The sequence below is a fragment of the Agrobacterium pusense genome (assembly GCF_013285525.1).
Classification (GTDB): Bacteria; Pseudomonadota; Alphaproteobacteria; order Rhizobiales; family Rhizobiaceae; genus Agrobacterium; species Agrobacterium pusense.
Genome location: NZ_CP053856.1, coordinates 965,024 through 982,722 on the forward strand (window position 1 = coordinate 965,024; position 17,699 = coordinate 982,722).

The following is a 17,699-nucleotide window of genomic DNA, read 5'->3' on the forward strand; positions in this document are numbered from 1 at the left end:
GTCTCCTGCCGGGCGTCTGTAAACTGGCAGCATCCGGACCGACGGCGAGGCGCTTGGCCTGCTCCTGGTATCCGGTTCATGTGAAAACTGCTGCGACATCATTGGCCAGGCGGAACGACAATAATATATAGACCCCTTGGGGTCCGATGAATTTGCTCTCCTCAGAGCGGCGGTGGCAGCGCCACCGGGTAGGTCTCCGGCCACGGCCGGAATTGATCGAGTTTCAGGATAAATGTAACGACGGCAGATGATTGCCCGATTTGCAGCGCCAGCGTCTTTTTCGATTGGCAGCCGGCGGGCATCTATCCCGTCAACACTTTTAACCCTCATCCATGTTGTATGTTTTCTCTGTCATAATAGCAATAGGCTGGCTAAATATGCCATATTGTTGGTGGAATTTCCGGGTTAACAATTGGTTCACCAAGGCCTGCGATGGTGAGGCGCAAACGCGCAAATTGTCGTCCGGCGTGGTTGAAACGGCACCGTTCCGGGTGTTTTACCGCGCCGGTTATCGAAAATGACTGAAATACGGAATTTCTTGAAGACCATGAATTTCACGCGCAGCGCAACGAAATCAGGTGGGGCAGGGTGGATTGGCGCGCGAATCGCGCGGCTTGCGGCTGTCGTGACAGTGTCTGCCGTCGCCTCGGTTTCCGTCGTTCCGGCCGTCCAGGCCACGGAGCCGCTTGTCGCGCATCAGGCCCGCATTATCGGTGATGAGGCGCGCACGCGCATCGTTCTCGATTTTGCCGAAGAGCCGGAGTTCGACGTTCACTATCTCGATTCGCCCGCCCGCATCGTCGTGGACTTCCCGGCGGTGAATTTCAGCTTTTCCGCATCCGATCTCAGGCCGACCGGCCTTTTTTCCGATATTCGCTTCGGCGGAATGGGGGAAAACAGCGCCCGTATCGTGCTGACGGCGAAGAAGCCGGTGCGGGTGGCGGTCGCTGAAACGAAAAAGGCCGATGACGGGCAGTCCTTCCGTTTCGTCCTCGATACGGAAATCACCACCAAGGGCAAGTTCGCCGAACTTGTGAAGGAGCAGCATTGGCAGGCGCCTGCGCCCGTTACCACCGCCGCGATTTCTCCCGCGGACAAGACTTCCCGCCCGGCGGAATTCGTCATCGCGGTCGACGCCGGTCATGGAGGCATCGATGCCGGCGCCTCAGGCGGCACGACGGGCACCGAGGAAAAGGTCATCACCTTGATGTTCGCGAAGGAGCTCGCGGAGCGCCTGAACCGCGAGCCCGGCATAAAGGCCTTCCTGACGCGCGATTCCGATACATTTCTTGCCTTGTCCGAACGCGTGACGATCGCGCGGCAGAACAACGCCAATCTTTTCATCTCCCTGCATGCCGATACACTGAAACAGAAGGGCATACGCGGCGCGACCGTCTATACATTGTCCGATCGCGCGTCGGACCGTATGGCGCAGGAATTGGCGGAGCGTGAAAACAAGTCCGACCAGATCGCCGGTGTCGCCGTTTCCAGCGAGCCGCCGGAAGTCGCCGATATTCTCCTCGATTTCACGCGCCGGGAAACCCAGGCGTTCTCGGTGACGCTTGCCGAAAACATCGTTTCTTCCTTCGAGGGGCAGGTTGGTCTCATCAACAATCCACATCGTTACGCCGGTTTCATGGTGTTGCGCGCCCATGACGTGCCATCGGTGCTTCTCGAGCTTGGTTTCCTTTCCAATCCTGACGACGAGAAGCTGCTTCTCGATGCGGAATGGCGCAAGAAGGTGGCCGATACGCTGGCAACAGCCGTCGGGCGGTACCGTTCGAAGGCTCTGGCGAACGGTGGTTGAAGGGAAATGCGCCGCGTCGGCAGAGCTGTTGCCGCGTTGCCATTGATCGCTAAAAATGCTGTTCAATTCGGGACCTTGCGGATGAATAACGGGGCCGAGCCCTATTTTACTCACATTCGCCGCGTTACTCGGAACTCGGATTCGGTGGCGGTCCGCAAAGCGTTGGCGCGGAGTTGCGGGCTGGTGGCCCGGTAACATATCAGCGAATGCTGCCGTATCCGGCTTGTCATCGAAGGTATGGTGTGCAAAACGGCACGCGATATGCAAAGATGCGCCCGTTTCCTCGGGCGTGGATGGTTACGATTCGAATTATCGGTAGCTTGGTATGATCAGACTGATTGGATATTTTTTCGGCTTGGCCAGCGTGCTCTTCCTGTGCGCCGCCGCCGCCGGTGCGATTTATTTGCACGGCGTGACGAAGGACCTGCCGGATTACGCAGTTCTGAGCACCTATGAACCGCCGGTCACGACCCGCGTGCATGCGGGCAATGGTGCGCTTATGGCGGAATATGCCCATGAGAAGCGCCTGTTCCTGCCGATCCAGGCCATTCCCGACCGGGTGAAGGCCGCCTTCCTGTCCGCGGAAGACAAGAATTTTTACAATCACCCCGGCGTCGATGTGTGGGGCCTCGGCCGTGCCATTCTCGTCAATATCCAGAATTTCGGCTCCGGCCGCCGTCCGGTGGGCGCATCCACCATCACCCAGCAGGTCGCGAAGAACTTCCTGCTGACAAACGACCAGACCATCGACCGCAAGCTCAAGGAAGCCATTCTTTCCTTCCGCATCGAGCAGACCTATTCCAAGGACAAGATTCTTGAGCTTTATCTCAATGAGATCTTCTTCGGCCTGAATTCCTACGGCATCGCCGGCGCGGCGCTCACCTATTTCAACAAGTCGGTGACGGAACTGACCATTGCGGAAACCGCCTATCTGGCGTCGCTGCCGAAAGGCCCGGCCAATTACCATCCCATCCGCCGCGAAAAGGCGGCTCTCGAGCGTCGCGACTGGGTGATCGACCGCATGGCCGAAAACGGCTATATCACGGCCTCCGACGCCGCAGACGCCAAGAAACAGCCGCTTGGAGTGAACCTGCGCCGCGGTGGCGCGCATATCTTCGCGTCCGACTACTTTGCAGAGGAAGTCCGCCGCCAGATCGTTGAGAAATACGGCGAGGAAGCACTTCTCGAAGGCGGCCTTTCCGTTCGCACTTCCTTTGATCCCCAGATTCAGATGGAGGCCCGCAAGGCGCTTCAGGATGGTCTGGTGCAGTATGATGAGCGTCGCGGTTTCCGTGGGCCCATCGAAAAGATCGAGACGGCCGGCGACTGGACGGCTGCGCTTGCCAAGGTCAAGGGCTTGAGAGACGTTCCGGAATGGAAGGTCGCGGTCGTGCTTGCGGTTGCCGCAGATGGTGTCGATATCGGCATCCAGGCCGACCCCGATGCGGAAGATGGCGACAAGCGCACGCGCGGTCACATCTCTGCGGAGAACATGCGCTGGGCCTATCGTGACGCGGCAGGCAAGAAAGCCACCGCCAAGTCTCCGGTTGGCGTCCTGACAGTCGGTGACGTCATCTATGCGCAACCGCTTTCCAGCTCCGGAAATGAATATCGGCTGCGGCAGCCGCCCAAGGTGCAGGGTGGTATGGTGGTGATGGACCCGCATACCGGCCGCGTTCTGGCCATGGTCGGCGGTTTCTCCTATGCGCAATCGGAGTTCAACCGCTCGACGCAGGCAATGCGTCAGCCCGGTTCCTCGTTCAAGCCGTTCATCTATGCAGCGGCGCTCGACAATGGCTATACGCCGGCATCGGTTATTCTCGATGCGCCCATTGAGGTGGTGTCGGGCGGCCAGGTCTGGAAACCGCAGAATTACGGCGGCGGTTCTGCAGGTCCCTCGACCCTGCGCCTCGGCATCGAAAAGTCCCGTAACCTGATGACCGTGCGTCTGGCGCAGGACATGGGCATGAATCTGGTGGCGGAATATGCGGAACGCTTCGGCATCTACGACAAGATGCCGCCGCTTCTCTCCATGTCGCTCGGTTCGGGTGAAACCACCGTGATGCGTATGGTTTCGGCCTATTCGGTCATCGCCAATGGTGGCAAGCAGATCAAGCCGACGCTGATTGACCGCATTCAGGACCGTTACGGCAAGACGATATTCCGTCATGAGGAGCGCGCCTGCGAAGGTTGCAACGCTACCAGCTGGCAGAACCAGGATGAGCCTGTGATCGTCGACAACCGCGAACAGGTTCTGGACCCGATGACCGCTTATCAGACCACCTCCATGCTAGAAGGTGTCGTGCAGCGCGGTACGGCCGCAGGCAAGATCAAGGTCGATCTGCCGGTTGCCGGCAAGACGGGCACCACCAATGATGAAAAGGATGCCTGGTTCGTCGGTTACACTCCGGACATGGTCGCCGGCCTGTACATTGGTTTCGACTCGCCCGCACCGCTCGGTCGCGGTGGTACCGGCGGCTCGCTGTCTGCGCCGATTTTCGGTGAATTCATCGCCGATGCGGCCAAGCATCTCCAGCCGAGCAAGTTCATCGTGCCTGCAGGCATGAACTTCGTCGCCGTCAACCGCAAGACCGGCATGGCGGCAGCGGAAGGCGAACCGGACACGATCATGGAAGCCTTTAAGCCCGGCACAGGCCCGGCCGATAGCTTCTCGGTCATCGGTGCTGAAGGCTACATGTCGCAGGAAGATATTCTGAAGACCTCGCCACAGGCGCAGCAGGCCATCACCGGCGGTGGCGGCGGCCTTTATTGACATCAGCCATGACGTTTGGCGGGGGCGCGGGTCTTTACATCCGCGCCCCCCGCATTTATTTGAGCAACGAGTTTCAATGAAGGTGAAGAACCAGCGAAATGCGCAATGAAATCGTGAACGTAGTCGACGAAATCAAGCAGGCCATAAGCCTGCTGAGGAGGCATCTTTGACTGGGACCAGGCGATAAGACGACTGGACTGGTTGAACAACAAGGCAGAGGATCCGACCCTCTGGAACGATGCCGCAGAGGCGCAGAAGTTGATGCGCGAGCGCCAGCAGCTCGATGACAGCATCAATGGCGTCAAGGCGCTGGAGCAGCAGCTCCGGGACAATATCGAGCTGATCGAACTCGGCGAGATGGAGGGCGATGATGAAATCGTCAAGGACGCCGAAGACGCGCTGAAGGCGTTGAAGAGCGAGGCAAACCGCCGTCAGGTGGAAGCCATGCTCTCAGGCGAGGCCGACGGCAATGATACCTATCTCGAAGTGCACTCCGGCGCTGGCGGCACCGAAAGCCAGGACTGGGCGAACATGCTGCTGCGCATGTATACCCGCTGGGCCGACCGTGAAGGTTTCAAGGTCGAGGTTCTGGAAGTCCACGATGGCGAAGAAGCTGGCATCAAGTCCGCGACGATCCTCGTCAAGGGACATAATGCCTTTGGCTGGCTGAAGACGGAATCGGGCGTGCATCGCCTCGTCCGCATTTCGCCGTATGACAGCAACGCGCGTCGCCACACGTCGTTCTCTTCCGTCTGGGTTTACCCCGTCGTCGACGATTCGATCCAGATCGATATCAATGAAAGCGATTGCCGCATCGATACCTATCGTTCGTCCGGTGCGGGTGGTCAGCACGTCAACACCACGGACTCAGCCGTGCGCATCACGCACATTCCGACCGGTATTGCCGTCGCCTGCCAGCAGGAACGCTCCCAGCACAAGAACCGCGCCAAGGCGTGGGACATGTTGCGTGCCCGCCTTTATGAGGTGGAGCTGCAGAAGCGGGAAGAAGCGGCCAATGCGCAGGCGGCATCCAAGACCGATATCGGTTGGGGCCACCAGATTCGCTCCTACGTCCTGCAGCCTTACCAGCTGGTGAAGGATCTGCGTACCGGCGTGGAAAGCACGGCGCCCGGCAACGTGCTGGATGGCGACCTGAACGAATTCATGGAAGCCGCTCTTGCCCACCGCATCAGCGGCGGTGCGGATGTGGACGTGGCGGATATCGACTGAGGCCCCAGGCGCTTCGATCGAAAAAGATCACCCCTCGCGAACCCATTGCGAGGGGTTTTTCATTAGAGGAGATGCATGAATCAGGCGCTCTATATCGTCGACGTCCAGCCGAGCTTCAATCCTCCGGCAACGCTGGTTGCCGAGATATCCAGTCTCGCGCAGACCATGCCCAGCCTCGCCACTGTCGAACGCCATGACGAAAGCGTGACGCCATTTGAACGGCAACTGGGCTGGAAGCCGGGCAGGGACGATGAGTCGCTGGTGGTTGCCGATCGCATCTTCATCAAACATGGCTATGCGCCGCCACGGGAGGCCATCGACTATCTTCTGTCGCTGAAGCTCGACCGCGTGCTGGTCTGCGGCATCCAGGCCGATACCTGCGTTCTGGCTGCCGGTTTTGCGCTTTTCGATGCGGGACTTCATCCCACGCTTCTGCCGTGGCTGACGGTCGGCTCGAGTCTCGACCGCAGCGGCGAACTGGGCGCGCGCTTGTGGAAGCATCATTTCGGTGCAGTTCTGGATGGCCCTCATGAGTTGAACACCCAGACTATTGCATGACGACTGCCCACCGGCCAATCACGGGCTAGTTCGAAGCCTTCTCAACCTTCATCTCACCCAGCTCGTCGATCAGGATCGTCCAGCTTTCCGCTTCCTTGCTCATCGGATCGGTCTTGAGATAAACCGTCACGAAAAGGCCGGGCGAGGCGGGCGCTCCATTCGAGCTTTCGGGACGAATATCCGTGACATAGGACTTCATCTGACTGAATTCCTCGAGCTCGATATTTTCGAGAAGATTCGGCCCCTCGGCGGTAAAGGCGATGCGCTGCAGATAAATTTTCGCCGTACCATCGCCCTGGCGTATGGCGATGACCTTGTAATAGCCGCGCGTTGGTGAGGCAGGTGGGGGCCGCAGCTGCCCGTCAGGCCCCTTCACCGGCTCAAGATTGCGATCTTCCCACATGCCGCTGCTGGTGACAAAGATCGCCGAAACCGGCAGCGCGTCAATCGCTTCCGTCTGCGCCCGCGCCGGAAGCACGGCGGCGGCGAAAAGGCAGGCTGCGATGAGGGTTCTTGTCAGTTGCATGGCATTGTCGATCGTTGGCTTCAATTGTTGAACTGTTCGGCGAGGACCCGGTCCGACCACGAACGGTCCGGATCCGAGAGAATTCTGGCCGTCCTGTCCTGCGATTGTGCGATCCGTACATGACGAACGGATTTCACCTCGGTGTGGTCGGCCACCGCGTTCACCGGGCGCTTGTCGCGTTCGAGAACATGAATGTCGACCGTGACCTTATTCGGCAAAAGCGCGCCGCGCCAGCGCCGCGGACGGAAAGCGCTGACCGGCGTCAGTGCAAGCAGCGGCGATTCCAGCGGCAGAATCGGTCCATGGGCGGAAAAATTATACGCCGTGGACCCTGCTGGCGTCGCCACCATCATGCCGTCGCAGATCAGCTCTTCCAGTCGAACCTTGCCGTCCACCTCGACCCGAAGCTTGGCAGCCTGATGCGATTGGCGGAACAGGCTGACTTCGTTCATGGCGAGCGCCGTAAACTCGTCGCCGTCGGAATCCGTCGTCGTCATGCGCAGGGGGTGGAAATCGTTGCCGCTTGCCACCGCAATGCGTTCGATGAGGCCTTCCACCCGGTAATCGTTCATCAGGAAGCCGACCGAGCCCCGGTTCATGCCGTAGACACGCTTGCCGGAATTCATCGTCTCGTTGAGAATCTGCAGCATGAATCCGTCACCGCCGAGAGCCACGATGACGTCCGCTTCGACAAACGGAGTATTGCCATAAGCGCTTTTCAGCTCTTCCAGCGCCGCCTGCGCCTCCGCAGTCGCGGAGGCTACGAAGGATAGTGAATAGGTAGAATGCGACATCCGCTTCCCTCGACAACGGCGAAGACCGGGACCCGGCCTGCGACTGCAATGTAACCTGTTGAAGCGGTTCGCAATCTTCGAAAGTCGTTCAAGACCTCCGGTCGCAAGCCGCAAGACGCATCCTTGGTACATGAAGACGGCCGCCGGCGACAAGGCCTTTCGGGCAGAGAGACGTTCTCAAGGCCATGCCATTGAATCGCGCCGTTCCACAGCTTCTTGATTTCCTGTCGCAACAAGGGTTGCGGTGTAAGGCGGCCTGATGCAGTTTGCGCAAGGCAGACGAGGTTTCGAATGGCAGGAGACGGGTGTGGCGCTGCACTACAATATCTATGATGTGTTTACCGAGACGAAAATGGCGGGAAACCCGCTGGCGGTAATGTATGACGCCGATGACCTCGATCAGGGGACGATGCAGGCCATCGCCCGGGAGATGAATCTCTCCGAGACCGTTTTCATCAATCGCTCCAGCAACCCTGCGCACGCGGCTTCCCTGCGCATATTCACACCCTCGGGTGAATTGCCTTTCGCCGGACATCCGACCGTCGGCGCCGCGGTAGCGATTGCCGAGCGCAATCGAGGGGATGGCGATGACGACATCGATATGGTCTGCGTACTCGAGGAGAAGGTGGGGCCCGTGCGCTGCGCGGTGAAAATGCGCGCCGGCGCCGTCAGCTTTGCGGAATTCGATCTGCCGCGCAGATCTTCAAGGGTGGACCTGCCCCTCGATCATGCCGCCCTGGCCGATGCGCTGGGTGTCAGCGAAGGCCATCTCGGTTTTGAAAATCATGTGCCATCGATCTGGACGGCCGGCGTGCCTTTCCTGCTGGTGCCGATGCATAATATCGCCGCAGTGCGTGATATGGATTTCGACGCCGGTCTGTGGCTGCGCACCGCACCGCTGGTTGAGGGGCTGCTGACGGCGGCCTATATTTACTGTCGCGGCGGTGTCAATCACGCCGCAAAGTTCCATGCCCGTATGTTCTCCCCGGATATGGGCATTGCCGAAGACCCCGCAACCGGCTCGGCCGCCGCCGCGCTTTCCGGCGCCATCCACCATTTCGACGGGCTGACTGACGGACATTATCCGCTTCTGATCGAGCAGGGGGTGGAGATGGAAAGGCCGTCTCACATCCACCTGCGCATGGACATCAAGGACGGCGAAATCGGCCGCGCCCGCATCGGCGGCCACGCGGTGCGGGTTGCATCAGGCACGTTCGAGATTTGATGCAGGCCATACTGGTCAAATGCCCAGCGTGAAAGGATGGCGAAGCAACTGGCTCGCGCAAAAGAAAAACCCCGGTCTTCACCGGGGTTTTTCTTTCAGTGTCGTTCGGATCAATTGAACCGACCCGCCGCATGGGCAAGCATCGTATAGACCTTGCCGGTATCTGAGGTGAGGTAGGATTGTGTCACGGTCCGGTCGCGGTCGGTCCGGGCCACATCGGCAAGCAGCTTCTCGAAATCGTTGATATAGCGGTCAACGGCGGTGCGGAACTCCGCTTCACGCTCATATTTGCGCTTGATCTCGTCGAAGGTCGTCTGGCCTTTCAGCGTGTAGAGACGACGCGTAAAGACGTCGCGTTCGCCACGCTGGTAACGGCGCCACAGTTCCACCGACGCATCGTGATCGATGGCGCGGGCGATGTCGACGGAGAGCGAGTTCAGCGATTCCACCATGTGACGGGGATTACGGGTGTCGGCTGCGCGGGTCGGCTGTTGCTCGGTGCTGGCGCGCGGTGCGGAGGCTGCGGGCGTCTCCTGGGAGGCGCCGCGCAGCAGATCGCTGATCCAGCCGCCGCCTTCTTCGCGACGTCCCGCCTGGCTTGGTGCGACCGGCTGCGCCGGAGCGGGTGCCTGACGATTCTCGACTTGGCGGTTTTCGACCTGGCGATTTTCGAGCGGCAACGTGCCGCGCAGGGCAGATGCTGGCTGCTGCTGCGCCGGGCGCTGCTGTTGAACCGGCGCCGGGGCTGCGGGCTGCGGGCGCGGCTCTACACGGCGCTCGACGGCGGGCTGGGTTGCGGCGATGGCGCGGGCAACCGGCTCGGACACTTCCATCTGCTGCGTCGAGCGGCCGACGAGTTGGGAAATATCCTGCAGCGCCTTGATCTGCTCGGATACGGCGCGGCGCATTGCGGCCGCACTTTCCTTGGCTTCTTCCGGCAGGTCGAAGGCACCACGCTTCAGTTCGGCGCGGGTCGCGTCAAGTTCGCGGCGGATATCGTGGCTGGAACGACGGATTTCATCGGTCGCGCCGGCAAAGCGGCTCACCGCTTCCTCGACAGCCTGGCGCAGCGTTTCCTTGAGGTTGGCTGCGGCCGCATTGGATTTTTCGGAAGCACTGCCGAGAAGGTTGTCGACTTCGGAGAGAGAGGATTCGACACCGCCGCGCAGGCGGTTGACCAGCTCGTCGGAGTATTTCTGCGCGTCGGAGAGCGTGCTCTCGATCGAGCGGCTGGCATCCTGACCGGCGGCGAGCAGGGCGCCCCGCATGGTCTGTGCCGCCGAACGGGCGCGCTGTTCGGTTTCATCAAGCGAGCGGCCGATATCGGAGAAGGAAGCCTGCAGATTTTCACGCAGGTTGCCGGCGACGTTCTGCGAACGCTCTTCAGCCTCGTTAAGTGTGGTTTCCACCACACCAATGACATTGCGCATGGCGCTTTCGATTTCCTCGGAACGCTTGACGAGGCCGACAGACAGGCTGCGCAACGCATCCTGGCGTTCTTCCAGCGTGCCGACGAGGCTCGACTGGGCGGCATTCAGCAGCTCGGATGCCTGGCTCAGCACCTTCGAATGTTCTTCGAAGCGGCTGACGATGCCAGCGACCTGCGCCAGCGTCTGGCCGGAAATATTCGACAGACGGTCGATCTTTCCTTCCAGCAGACGGCTGGAACTGGACACCATGTCGGCGGCCTGCGACGCGGACTCCGAGAAACGGGCTGCAGACGCATTCAGCGCTTCATCCGCTGCACCGAAGCCCTGAGCGGCGCGCTCAACGGCCGAATTGAAGTTGGTTGCCGACTGTTCGACGATTTCGGCCATGCTGTTATGGGTCTGCGACAGCATATCCGTGCTCTGACGAGTGGCGGCAACCAGCTTGTTGGCTGCTTCGCTTCCGGCGCGGGCATATTTGTCGATACCCTGTTCGACGGCGTCCGCCATTGCAGTATGGGTTTCCGACAACATGTCGGTGCTCTGGCGGGTGGCTGCGACCAGCTTGCTTGCCGCATCCGTTCCGGCGGCGGCATAATCGCTGATTGCCTGCTCCACCATGCCGACCATGCCGCTATTGCTCTGCGACAGAAGCTCGGCGCTCTGCTGGGCAGCGGACACGATCTTTTCGGCGGCTTCGCGGCCAATGGTGGCATATTCGTCGACGACCGGCTTGGCTTTCTCCTCGATAAGACGAGACAGCTCCGCGGAGCGGCTGGCCAGCATCGAGTTGAGTTCGCGGGTGCGGTTGTCCAGTGCCGAACGGATCGATTCGCCGCGCGCGTCGAGGGCGGATTCAACACCCGTCAAAGTCTCGGAAATGACACCAACCTGTGAGCGGACAACGGCTTCAGCCTCGGCAACCTTGTTGACGATGATGTTGCCCGCCTCGGAGAAGGTCTGCGCCACGGCGGCAGCCTGGCCGGAGAGGCGCGTTTGTGCATCCGAAATACGGTTGACGATTTCACCCGAGCGTTCCTCGATGGCCTTGGTAAAGGCCTCGTTCTGTGCCTGCACCTGTTCGGCGAACTCCGCGCCGGACTTCGCCAGCAGAGCGGAGGAACGGGCAGCTTCGTCGCCGATGCTTTGCGTGGCAGAGGTGACCGCGCCACGCAGGCTGACAGCAAGATCGGTGGCCTTGCCTTCGATGGTGCGATTGACGTTTTCGAGACCGATCGTCAGTGCGCGGTCCATCGTGCCGAGGCGCTCATCGATGCGGGCCGTGCCGGTATCGAAGGTTTCGGCCAGGCGGCTGGTGCGGCTTTCGAAGGTGTCGGCAACGCGGGTCGTCTGCTCGTCCAGGATGCCGGTAATCCGCTCGGCGGCCTCATCGCTGGTGCGCGCAAAGACGGCTGTCTTGTCTTCCAGCGCCTCGGCGAAGCGGCGGCCGGCATCCTCGATCGACGTGTTCACATTGGCGAGATCGCCGCCGACGCGTGCCTGAAGCGTATCGAGAGAGGTCTCGATGCGGGTGCCGGTTTCGTCGAGACGGGTGGTGACGTTGCCGATAGAGGTCTCGATTTTCGAGGAGAGGGCGTCCGTCGCGCCGCCGATTTCGCGTGCGGCTTCGCCGATCTTGACGGCGATATCGCCGGCGCTGTTGCGAAGACGCTCTTCCAGCGTTGCCGCACTACCGTCAATCGCCTTCTGCAGCGTTTCCTGCTGGGTTTCGAGCGACAGTTCAAGCATGCTGGCGCTGGAGGCGACCGTGGTGCCGATCATCATCGCCTGCTCGGAGAGCATGTCGCCCATCTGGGTCGTGGCGGAGCTGAGCGTGGCTGCAATTTCTGCCTGACGCTGCTCAAGCGTGCTGCGGATGTCCTCGTGCGATTGCGAAAGATTGCTTTCGAGGCGCGAGACGCCTTCTTCCACGGTCTGCGCAAACCGGGTGCTGCCGTCCTCAACGACGCTTTCAATGCGGTTGGCCGCGCCCGAAACGCTTAGCTCGATCAGACCGCTGTTGCGTTCCAGCGATCCGGCAATACGCTCGGCCTGCGAGCCGAGCATGGTTTCGAGCCGCTCATGGCCGCTGGCAAGCGCATTTTCAAGCGTGAAAGCAGTGGCTTCCAGGCGTTGGCCGACGCCGGCCGCCGCAAGCGAAAGCGATGACGCCCTGGCGTCCATGGCTTCGGCGATCCGTTCTTCGACACCCGAAATGGTCATGTCGAGCGCCATGGTGCGGCTGTCGAGCGCATCGGCGATGCGTTCTTCCGCACCCGATACGATACCGGAAAGAGCCGCCGTGCGGGTGTCCAGCGCGCTGGCAATGCGGTCTTCCACGCCGGAAACGGCGCTGTGCAGGGCGGCGGTGCGGCCGTCGAGAATATCCGCTATCTTTTCCTCCACGCCCGAGAAGCTCATGTCGAGCGCCATGGTTCGGCTGTCGAGGACGTCGGTGATGCGCTCTTCCGCGCCGGAAACGACTGACTTCAGCGAATCCGTCCGGCTGTCGAGCGCGCCGGCGATGCGGGTTTCGGCGCTGGCCACCAACTCGCCGAGGGCCGCGGTGCGTGTATCGAGCGTTTCGGTGATTTTTTCCTCGACTCCGGAGAAGGCCATATCCAGCGCCATCGTGCGGCTGTCGAGTGCATCCGTGATGCGTTCTTCCGCACCCGAAACCACGGCGTTGAGGGCTGCGGTGCGGCCGTCCAGCGTTTCTGCAATCCGGGTTTCGGCGCCCGCCACCACATCGCCGAGCGCGGCTGTACGGCTGTCCAGCGCGCCCGCAATTTTCTCTTCGGCGCTCGCTACGATGCCGGTGAGGGCGGAGGTGCGGTTGTCGAGCGTCTCGGAAAGCCGTTCCTCCACATTGGCGAAGGTCATGTCGAGCGACAGCGTGCGGCTGTCCATGGTGTCGGCGATACGTTCCTCGACGCCGGAAATGGTGCTGGAAAGCGCAGCCGTGCGGCCATCAAGCGTTTCGGCGATACGGCTCTCGGCTCCGGAGACGACGTCGTGCAGGGCAGCCGTGCGGCTTTCCAGCGTGTCGGAGATGCGGTCCTCGATGCCGGAGACTGCGCCGGTAATGGCTGCGGCCCGCGTTTCGAGCGTTTCGGCAAGGCGACGTTCCACGTCGGCGACGACGTTGTTGATCGCAGCTGCACGTTCGTCGAGCATGGCAGCGAGGCGTTCTGCCGTGCCGGAGACGGAGCCGGTAATAGCCATGGAACGGCTGGCGAGCGCTTCGTCGAAACGGTTCTGGCTGGCCGAAAGCGCGCCGAACAGGGCGTTGCTGCGTTCCGACAGCACGGCGTCGATCTTCTCGTGCGAATTGGCGAAGACGTCTGTGATTTCGGCGGTGCGCTGGCCGATCGCGTCGCTGAAGGCCTGAGTCCGGGCCTCAAGCGCGCTTTCCAGCATTTCCTGACCCGTGCCGAGCGCGGTGGCGAGCGCCAGCGACTGATCGGTCATGGTGGTGCCGATGCGTTCCAGACCGGCGCTCAACATGGTGTCTAGCGCTTCAGAACCGCCCGCCACGGTTTCGTTGATCCGGGCAAGGCTTTCCATCAGCTTGCTATCGAGGCTGCCGGCGCGCTGGTCGAAGGCGCTGGCGAATTGCGCCACGTGTTCATCGAAGGCCGAGTTGACCTGACCCACCGTCGCCTGCATCCGTTCCTCATAGAGGCCGGAGCGGAGATCGAGATCCATGATGGCGTCGTCGGCCGTACTCTGCAGGCTCTGGCGGAAGGAGAGTCCTTTTTCCTCTAGCGTCGTGGAGAGCTTGTCGAGCACGGTATCCAGCGAACCGCCGATGATCTGCTGGCCGCGTTCGATATTGCGGTTGAGCTCGAGCGTGCGGCTGGAAAGCGTCTCGTTGAGCTGGCGGGTGCGTTCCTCAAGCGCGCTGTTGAGGCTTTCCACGCCGCTGTCGAGCGTCGAGGCATGGATCGCGAAACGTTCGAGCAGCACTTCACCGCGTTCGTCCAGCGTCGAGGTGAGATTATGCAGCCGCATGTCGAATTCGTTGGAAATCGTCGTGCCGGAGGAGTTCAGCGCCTGCAGCAGGTTCTCGGTCTTGGCAGCGATCAGGCTGCCCATCGCTTCCGTCGAAGCGCGCGATTTTTCCAGGAGAGCCGCCGAACGTGTGTCGATCATCGACGCAAAGGCCTCGCCGGTCGTGGCGATCCGCATCGAAAGCTCTTCGCCGACGATGGAGAGTTCTTCCTTGATCTGTTCCTGCGCGCCGACGATGGAGGAGCGGATGCGCTCGGCATGGTTGACGATTGCGTCGCGTTCGGCGGTCAGTTCCTGCACGAGGCTGCGCACGCGCAGCTCATTGTCCGCATAGCTGCGCTCAAGCGCATTGACTTCGGAATGGACGAGGGTTTCGAGTTCGGTCGCACGCGCAATGGTGCGCTCGATACCGTCATTCATGGCCGAGACTTCACGGCGAACCGCCTGGCCAACGGACATGATGCGGTCAGAGGCAACGGTTTCGGGTTCGGCAAGACGAAGCGCGACTTCCGCCATGGAGCGGGCGGCGTTGCGCAGATCGCGGGCACGCGCCATCATGATGGCGAAGGCGAAGAATAACATGACCGGCACCAGAATGCCGACGACGATCGCCATCAGGCCGGGGATCGCGGCGAGGTCGGAAAGCGAACCGATATTCCAGAGCGCATTGCCGTAAAGAAGATGCGCGATGCCAAGGCCGCCGAGCGCCCATATGACCGACATGATCGTGGCGTTGCGAAGCGCGCCGCCGATGGACCCGCCTTCCAGCGATTTGAGGATCATGGCCGGGCTGCGCTTGGACCCGTCATTGGCCGCTTCGAGATTGGGCGATTTCGGCGCCGGTTCGACAGGCGTGCGCGCGACTTCGGGAGCAGGGGTCGGTCTGCTGGCTTCCTTCACTCTGGCCTCCGGCTGCTTCGGCGCTGCAGTCTTCCGCGTCTCCGGCTTTTCTTCGAAAGCGCCAAGCTGCAGGGCATCTTCCAATGCCTGGAAAGCAGTCTCGTCGACAGAGTCGCTGATCTTGTTATTCGCCATGCGGTTACGCCTCGTTACACATACGCCCGGCTTCATGCCGTTGGACCGCCTGCCTATGCAGGCGGACTGCCGCCATCATGCCAGCGGAACATATCCCTCCAAGAGAGAACAATCCCGCCACTTACCAAATCCCGAATGCTGGTGATCCAGCTTTCGGGCGAAATTACAACACTGTGCCGCAATAACAAAGCTTGTGCTTAGGCCTCGCAGCAACAGCAGTACCGTAGTGACACATTTAGGTGTTCGAAACAATTAATGCGGATTTGCGGTGGTGGCGAAGTGTCGGCTTTTTAACAGTTTTTAAACCTGAGTTTCACGCTGAACGCCTTGTTTCGCATAAGTTTAACATAAATTAACCATAGCAGAAGATTTTCAGCCGCGTCACGCCGTAATTTAAGCCGATAGCACGGGTTAGGATGCCTGAATACGACACAGATGTGACACGAAACAGGAAACGGCAAGACAGGAATTTGAGACATGGCAGCAGTCAGTATCGCTTTCGAAGCGCCCGATAATTGCGGCGGCGCGCCGGTCACTGGAAAAAAGCCTATCGATTTCGATCATCTGGCCCGTCAGACGATGGGCGACAAGAATCTTGAGATCGAGGTGCTGCAACTGTTCAGCCGCAATGCGCGCGCCGCGCTGCACGAAATGGCGGGCGCCGGCGACACGGGCGTGAAGGCGACAGCGCACCGTTTGAAGGGCGCAGCACAGGCTGTCGGCGCCTTTGATGTTTCTGTGGCTGCCGCCGCCGTGGAGGCTGGTGGCAATGACAGCGTCGCGATTGCAAAGCTTGCGGCCGCCATTGTCGAGGCGGAAAATTTCATCCTGAAACTTTGCCGCTGAGGCGTAATTCATCAAAATTGCGGTTTCGCAAGGCCGGTTGAGGCCCTGGGCGCCCTCCAAGCGGGTTGCCAAGGCGAACCGGCCTTTCTATGTGTTTAGAACAGTTCTTAGATCACATTCTGGATTTCGGCATGACAAAACTGACAATCGTTGCCTTTGACGGCACGCCCCATGAACTCGACGTGAGCAACGGTTCCACCGTGATGGAGAATGCCGTGCGCAACTCCATCCCTGGCATCGACGCGGAATGTGGCGGTGCCTGCGCCTGCGCTACCTGTCATGTCTATGTCGACGACGCCTGGTCGGAGCGCGTTGGCGGGCCGGAGCCGATGGAAGAAGACATGCTGGATTTCGCTTTCGATGTGCGGCCGACTTCGCGTCTTTCCTGTCAGATCAAGATGAGCGACGACCTTGACGGTCTCGTCGTTCACGTTCCTGAGCGCCAGGGCTGAGACGAAACGGCTTTGCGGCAGAAAAAGCCCCGCTCACCAAGGTAGCGGGGAGCGGGGCGAGGCGGGTACGCAGCATGCAGGCGAGGGAGGAAACACCTGCGAGCCCTCAAGTGCGCACCGGGAGAACCGGAGGCGGCTGCGACCATCAAAGCTTTTGAGACAGTATGGTCCGAAACCGTATGTAGAACGTACAATGAGTCTCACCGGACGCACCATCACCAGAAGTCACGGGTGAGATCGGACATCACGTTACGTCATGTCGGCCAATCATTCAGCTTTGTCGGAAGAAAGGCGCGGATCTCTCAGCGGCGGCTCTGTCCCTGTTCGAGCCGGTTTTTCAGGAGCCGTGTCATGCGGGCATCGAAATTTCGCGATTCCACCACGTCGAACCGCATCTGGTCCCTGTCGTGCTCGTCCATCACCGTCTGGGTGATCTTGCCAACCATTTCCTGCAGTGTTTCACAGTTTTTCTGGGGGCGAAGCGCGGTCAACTGCCTTTCGAGCGAACGGGCGTGAGTGCGGGCGATTTCGGCGTGCCGTTCCTCGTGGCGCTTGATATCGGCAAGCAGCGTATCCCAGATGAAGGCCAGTTCCGCCGTGGTGCGGCGGCGGTTTTTCCATTGTGGCAGGAGAATCCGGGTATTCAGCACCACTTTGGCGGTTCCGACGCTGCAAAGGCCGTTTTTCTCGACATAGGTGAGTTCGCCGCCGAATTTGATTTCGGTCGCGCCCGGATGGCGAGCGCCGGTATTGCGGGTCAGCGGGCCGTGCCTGGAAAGCTGCTGGTCGAGGTCGGCGGCGGTTTTGCCGCTGATCGAAAAATAGGAATAGGTCTTGCGGACGATGGTTTCGGAAAAAGCCGGTCCGGGGATGGAAAGTGCGACTGCGACCGCCAAAGCGGCGCAAAGAGCACGTGATGATTTGGTCATGACCCGGCCTTCCGGTTGAACTTGAAAAACGTTTGCTGCATAGGCGGAGCGGAACTTATAAGAATTGGCATAACACTCCGTTA

At 60.6% G+C, this 17,699-nt stretch carries 11 protein-coding genes; 7 read left to right on the forward strand and 4 right to left on the reverse strand.

Going from position 1 to position 17,699, the window contains the following annotated elements; translation table 11 throughout:
- The first annotated feature begins 547 nt into the window (after positions 1-547).
- The 4 genes from HQN82_RS04735 to HQN82_RS04750 all read left to right on the forward strand — a co-directional run bounded on the left by HQN82_RS04735 (position 548) and on the right by HQN82_RS04750 (position 6,368).
- Positions 548-1,807, forward strand: a complete 1,260-nt coding sequence (locus HQN82_RS04735; RefSeq protein WP_173614997.1) for an N-acetylmuramoyl-L-alanine amidase — start codon at positions 548-550, stop codon at positions 1,805-1,807.
- A 325-nt stretch (positions 1,808-2,132) separates the two neighbouring features.
- Positions 2,133-4,580 (forward strand): penicillin-binding protein 1A, encoded by a 2,448-nt coding sequence (locus HQN82_RS04740; RefSeq protein ID WP_004441461.1) that lies wholly within the window; start codon positions 2,133-2,135, stop codon positions 4,578-4,580.
- A gap of 98 nt (positions 4,581-4,678) precedes the next feature.
- Positions 4,679-5,810 (forward strand): peptide chain release factor 2 gene (prfB, locus tag HQN82_RS04745; protein ID WP_004441463.1). Its coding sequence is split into 2 segments (ribosomal slippage): positions 4,679-4,747 and positions 4,749-5,810, totalling 1,131 coding nucleotides; the frame shifts between segments, so codons are not numbered across the junction.
- A gap of 75 nt (positions 5,811-5,885) precedes the next feature.
- A complete protein-coding gene (locus HQN82_RS04750; RefSeq protein WP_006698028.1) occupies positions 5,886-6,368 on the forward strand; it encodes a cysteine hydrolase family protein in 483 nt (160 codons plus the stop codon).
- Positions 6,369-6,393: 25 nt separating this feature from the next.
- On the opposite strand, the gene HQN82_RS04755 is transcribed toward HQN82_RS04750, so the two are convergent.
- Positions 6,394-6,894: a hypothetical protein gene (locus HQN82_RS04755; RefSeq protein ID WP_173614594.1), complete on the reverse strand. Its 501-nt coding sequence runs from the start codon at positions 6,892-6,894 to the stop codon at positions 6,394-6,396.
- 20 nt (positions 6,895-6,914) lie between these two features.
- Positions 6,915-7,688: an NAD kinase gene (locus tag HQN82_RS04760; RefSeq protein WP_173614595.1), complete on the reverse strand. Its 774-nt coding sequence runs from the start codon at positions 7,686-7,688 to the stop codon at positions 6,915-6,917.
- Positions 7,689-7,995: 307 nt separating this feature from the next.
- Between HQN82_RS04760 and HQN82_RS04765 the strand changes: the two genes are divergently transcribed.
- Positions 7,996-8,913, forward strand: a complete 918-nt coding sequence (locus HQN82_RS04765; protein WP_006698029.1) for a PhzF family phenazine biosynthesis protein — start codon at positions 7,996-7,998, stop codon at positions 8,911-8,913.
- A gap of 110 nt (positions 8,914-9,023) precedes the next feature.
- Here the strand turns inward: HQN82_RS04765 and HQN82_RS04770 are convergent, their stop codons facing one another.
- The gene (locus tag HQN82_RS04770) at positions 9,024-15,389 is read right to left on the reverse strand and encodes an apolipoprotein A-IV repeat region-like domain-containing protein (protein WP_112765764.1); all 6,366 of its coding nucleotides are present in this window, start codon (positions 15,387-15,389) and stop codon (positions 9,024-9,026) included.
- A gap of 477 nt (positions 15,390-15,866) precedes the next feature.
- Here HQN82_RS04770 and HQN82_RS04775 point away from each other — a divergent pair, with 477 nt between their 5' ends.
- Positions 15,867-16,235 (forward strand): Hpt domain-containing protein, encoded by a 369-nt coding sequence (locus HQN82_RS04775; protein WP_035211905.1) that lies wholly within the window; start codon positions 15,867-15,869, stop codon positions 16,233-16,235.
- Positions 16,236-16,366: 131 nt separating this feature from the next.
- Positions 16,367-16,687, forward strand: coding sequence for a 2Fe-2S iron-sulfur cluster-binding protein (locus tag HQN82_RS04780; protein ID WP_006697584.1), 321 nt, complete (start codon positions 16,367-16,369; stop codon positions 16,685-16,687).
- Positions 16,688-16,989: 302 nt separating this feature from the next.
- On the opposite strand, the gene HQN82_RS04785 is transcribed toward HQN82_RS04780, so the two are convergent.
- The gene (locus HQN82_RS04785; protein ID WP_004441483.1) at positions 16,990-17,616 is read right to left on the reverse strand and encodes a DUF922 domain-containing Zn-dependent protease; all 627 of its coding nucleotides are present in this window, start codon (positions 17,614-17,616) and stop codon (positions 16,990-16,992) included.
- Positions 17,617-17,699: the final 83 nt, after the last annotated feature.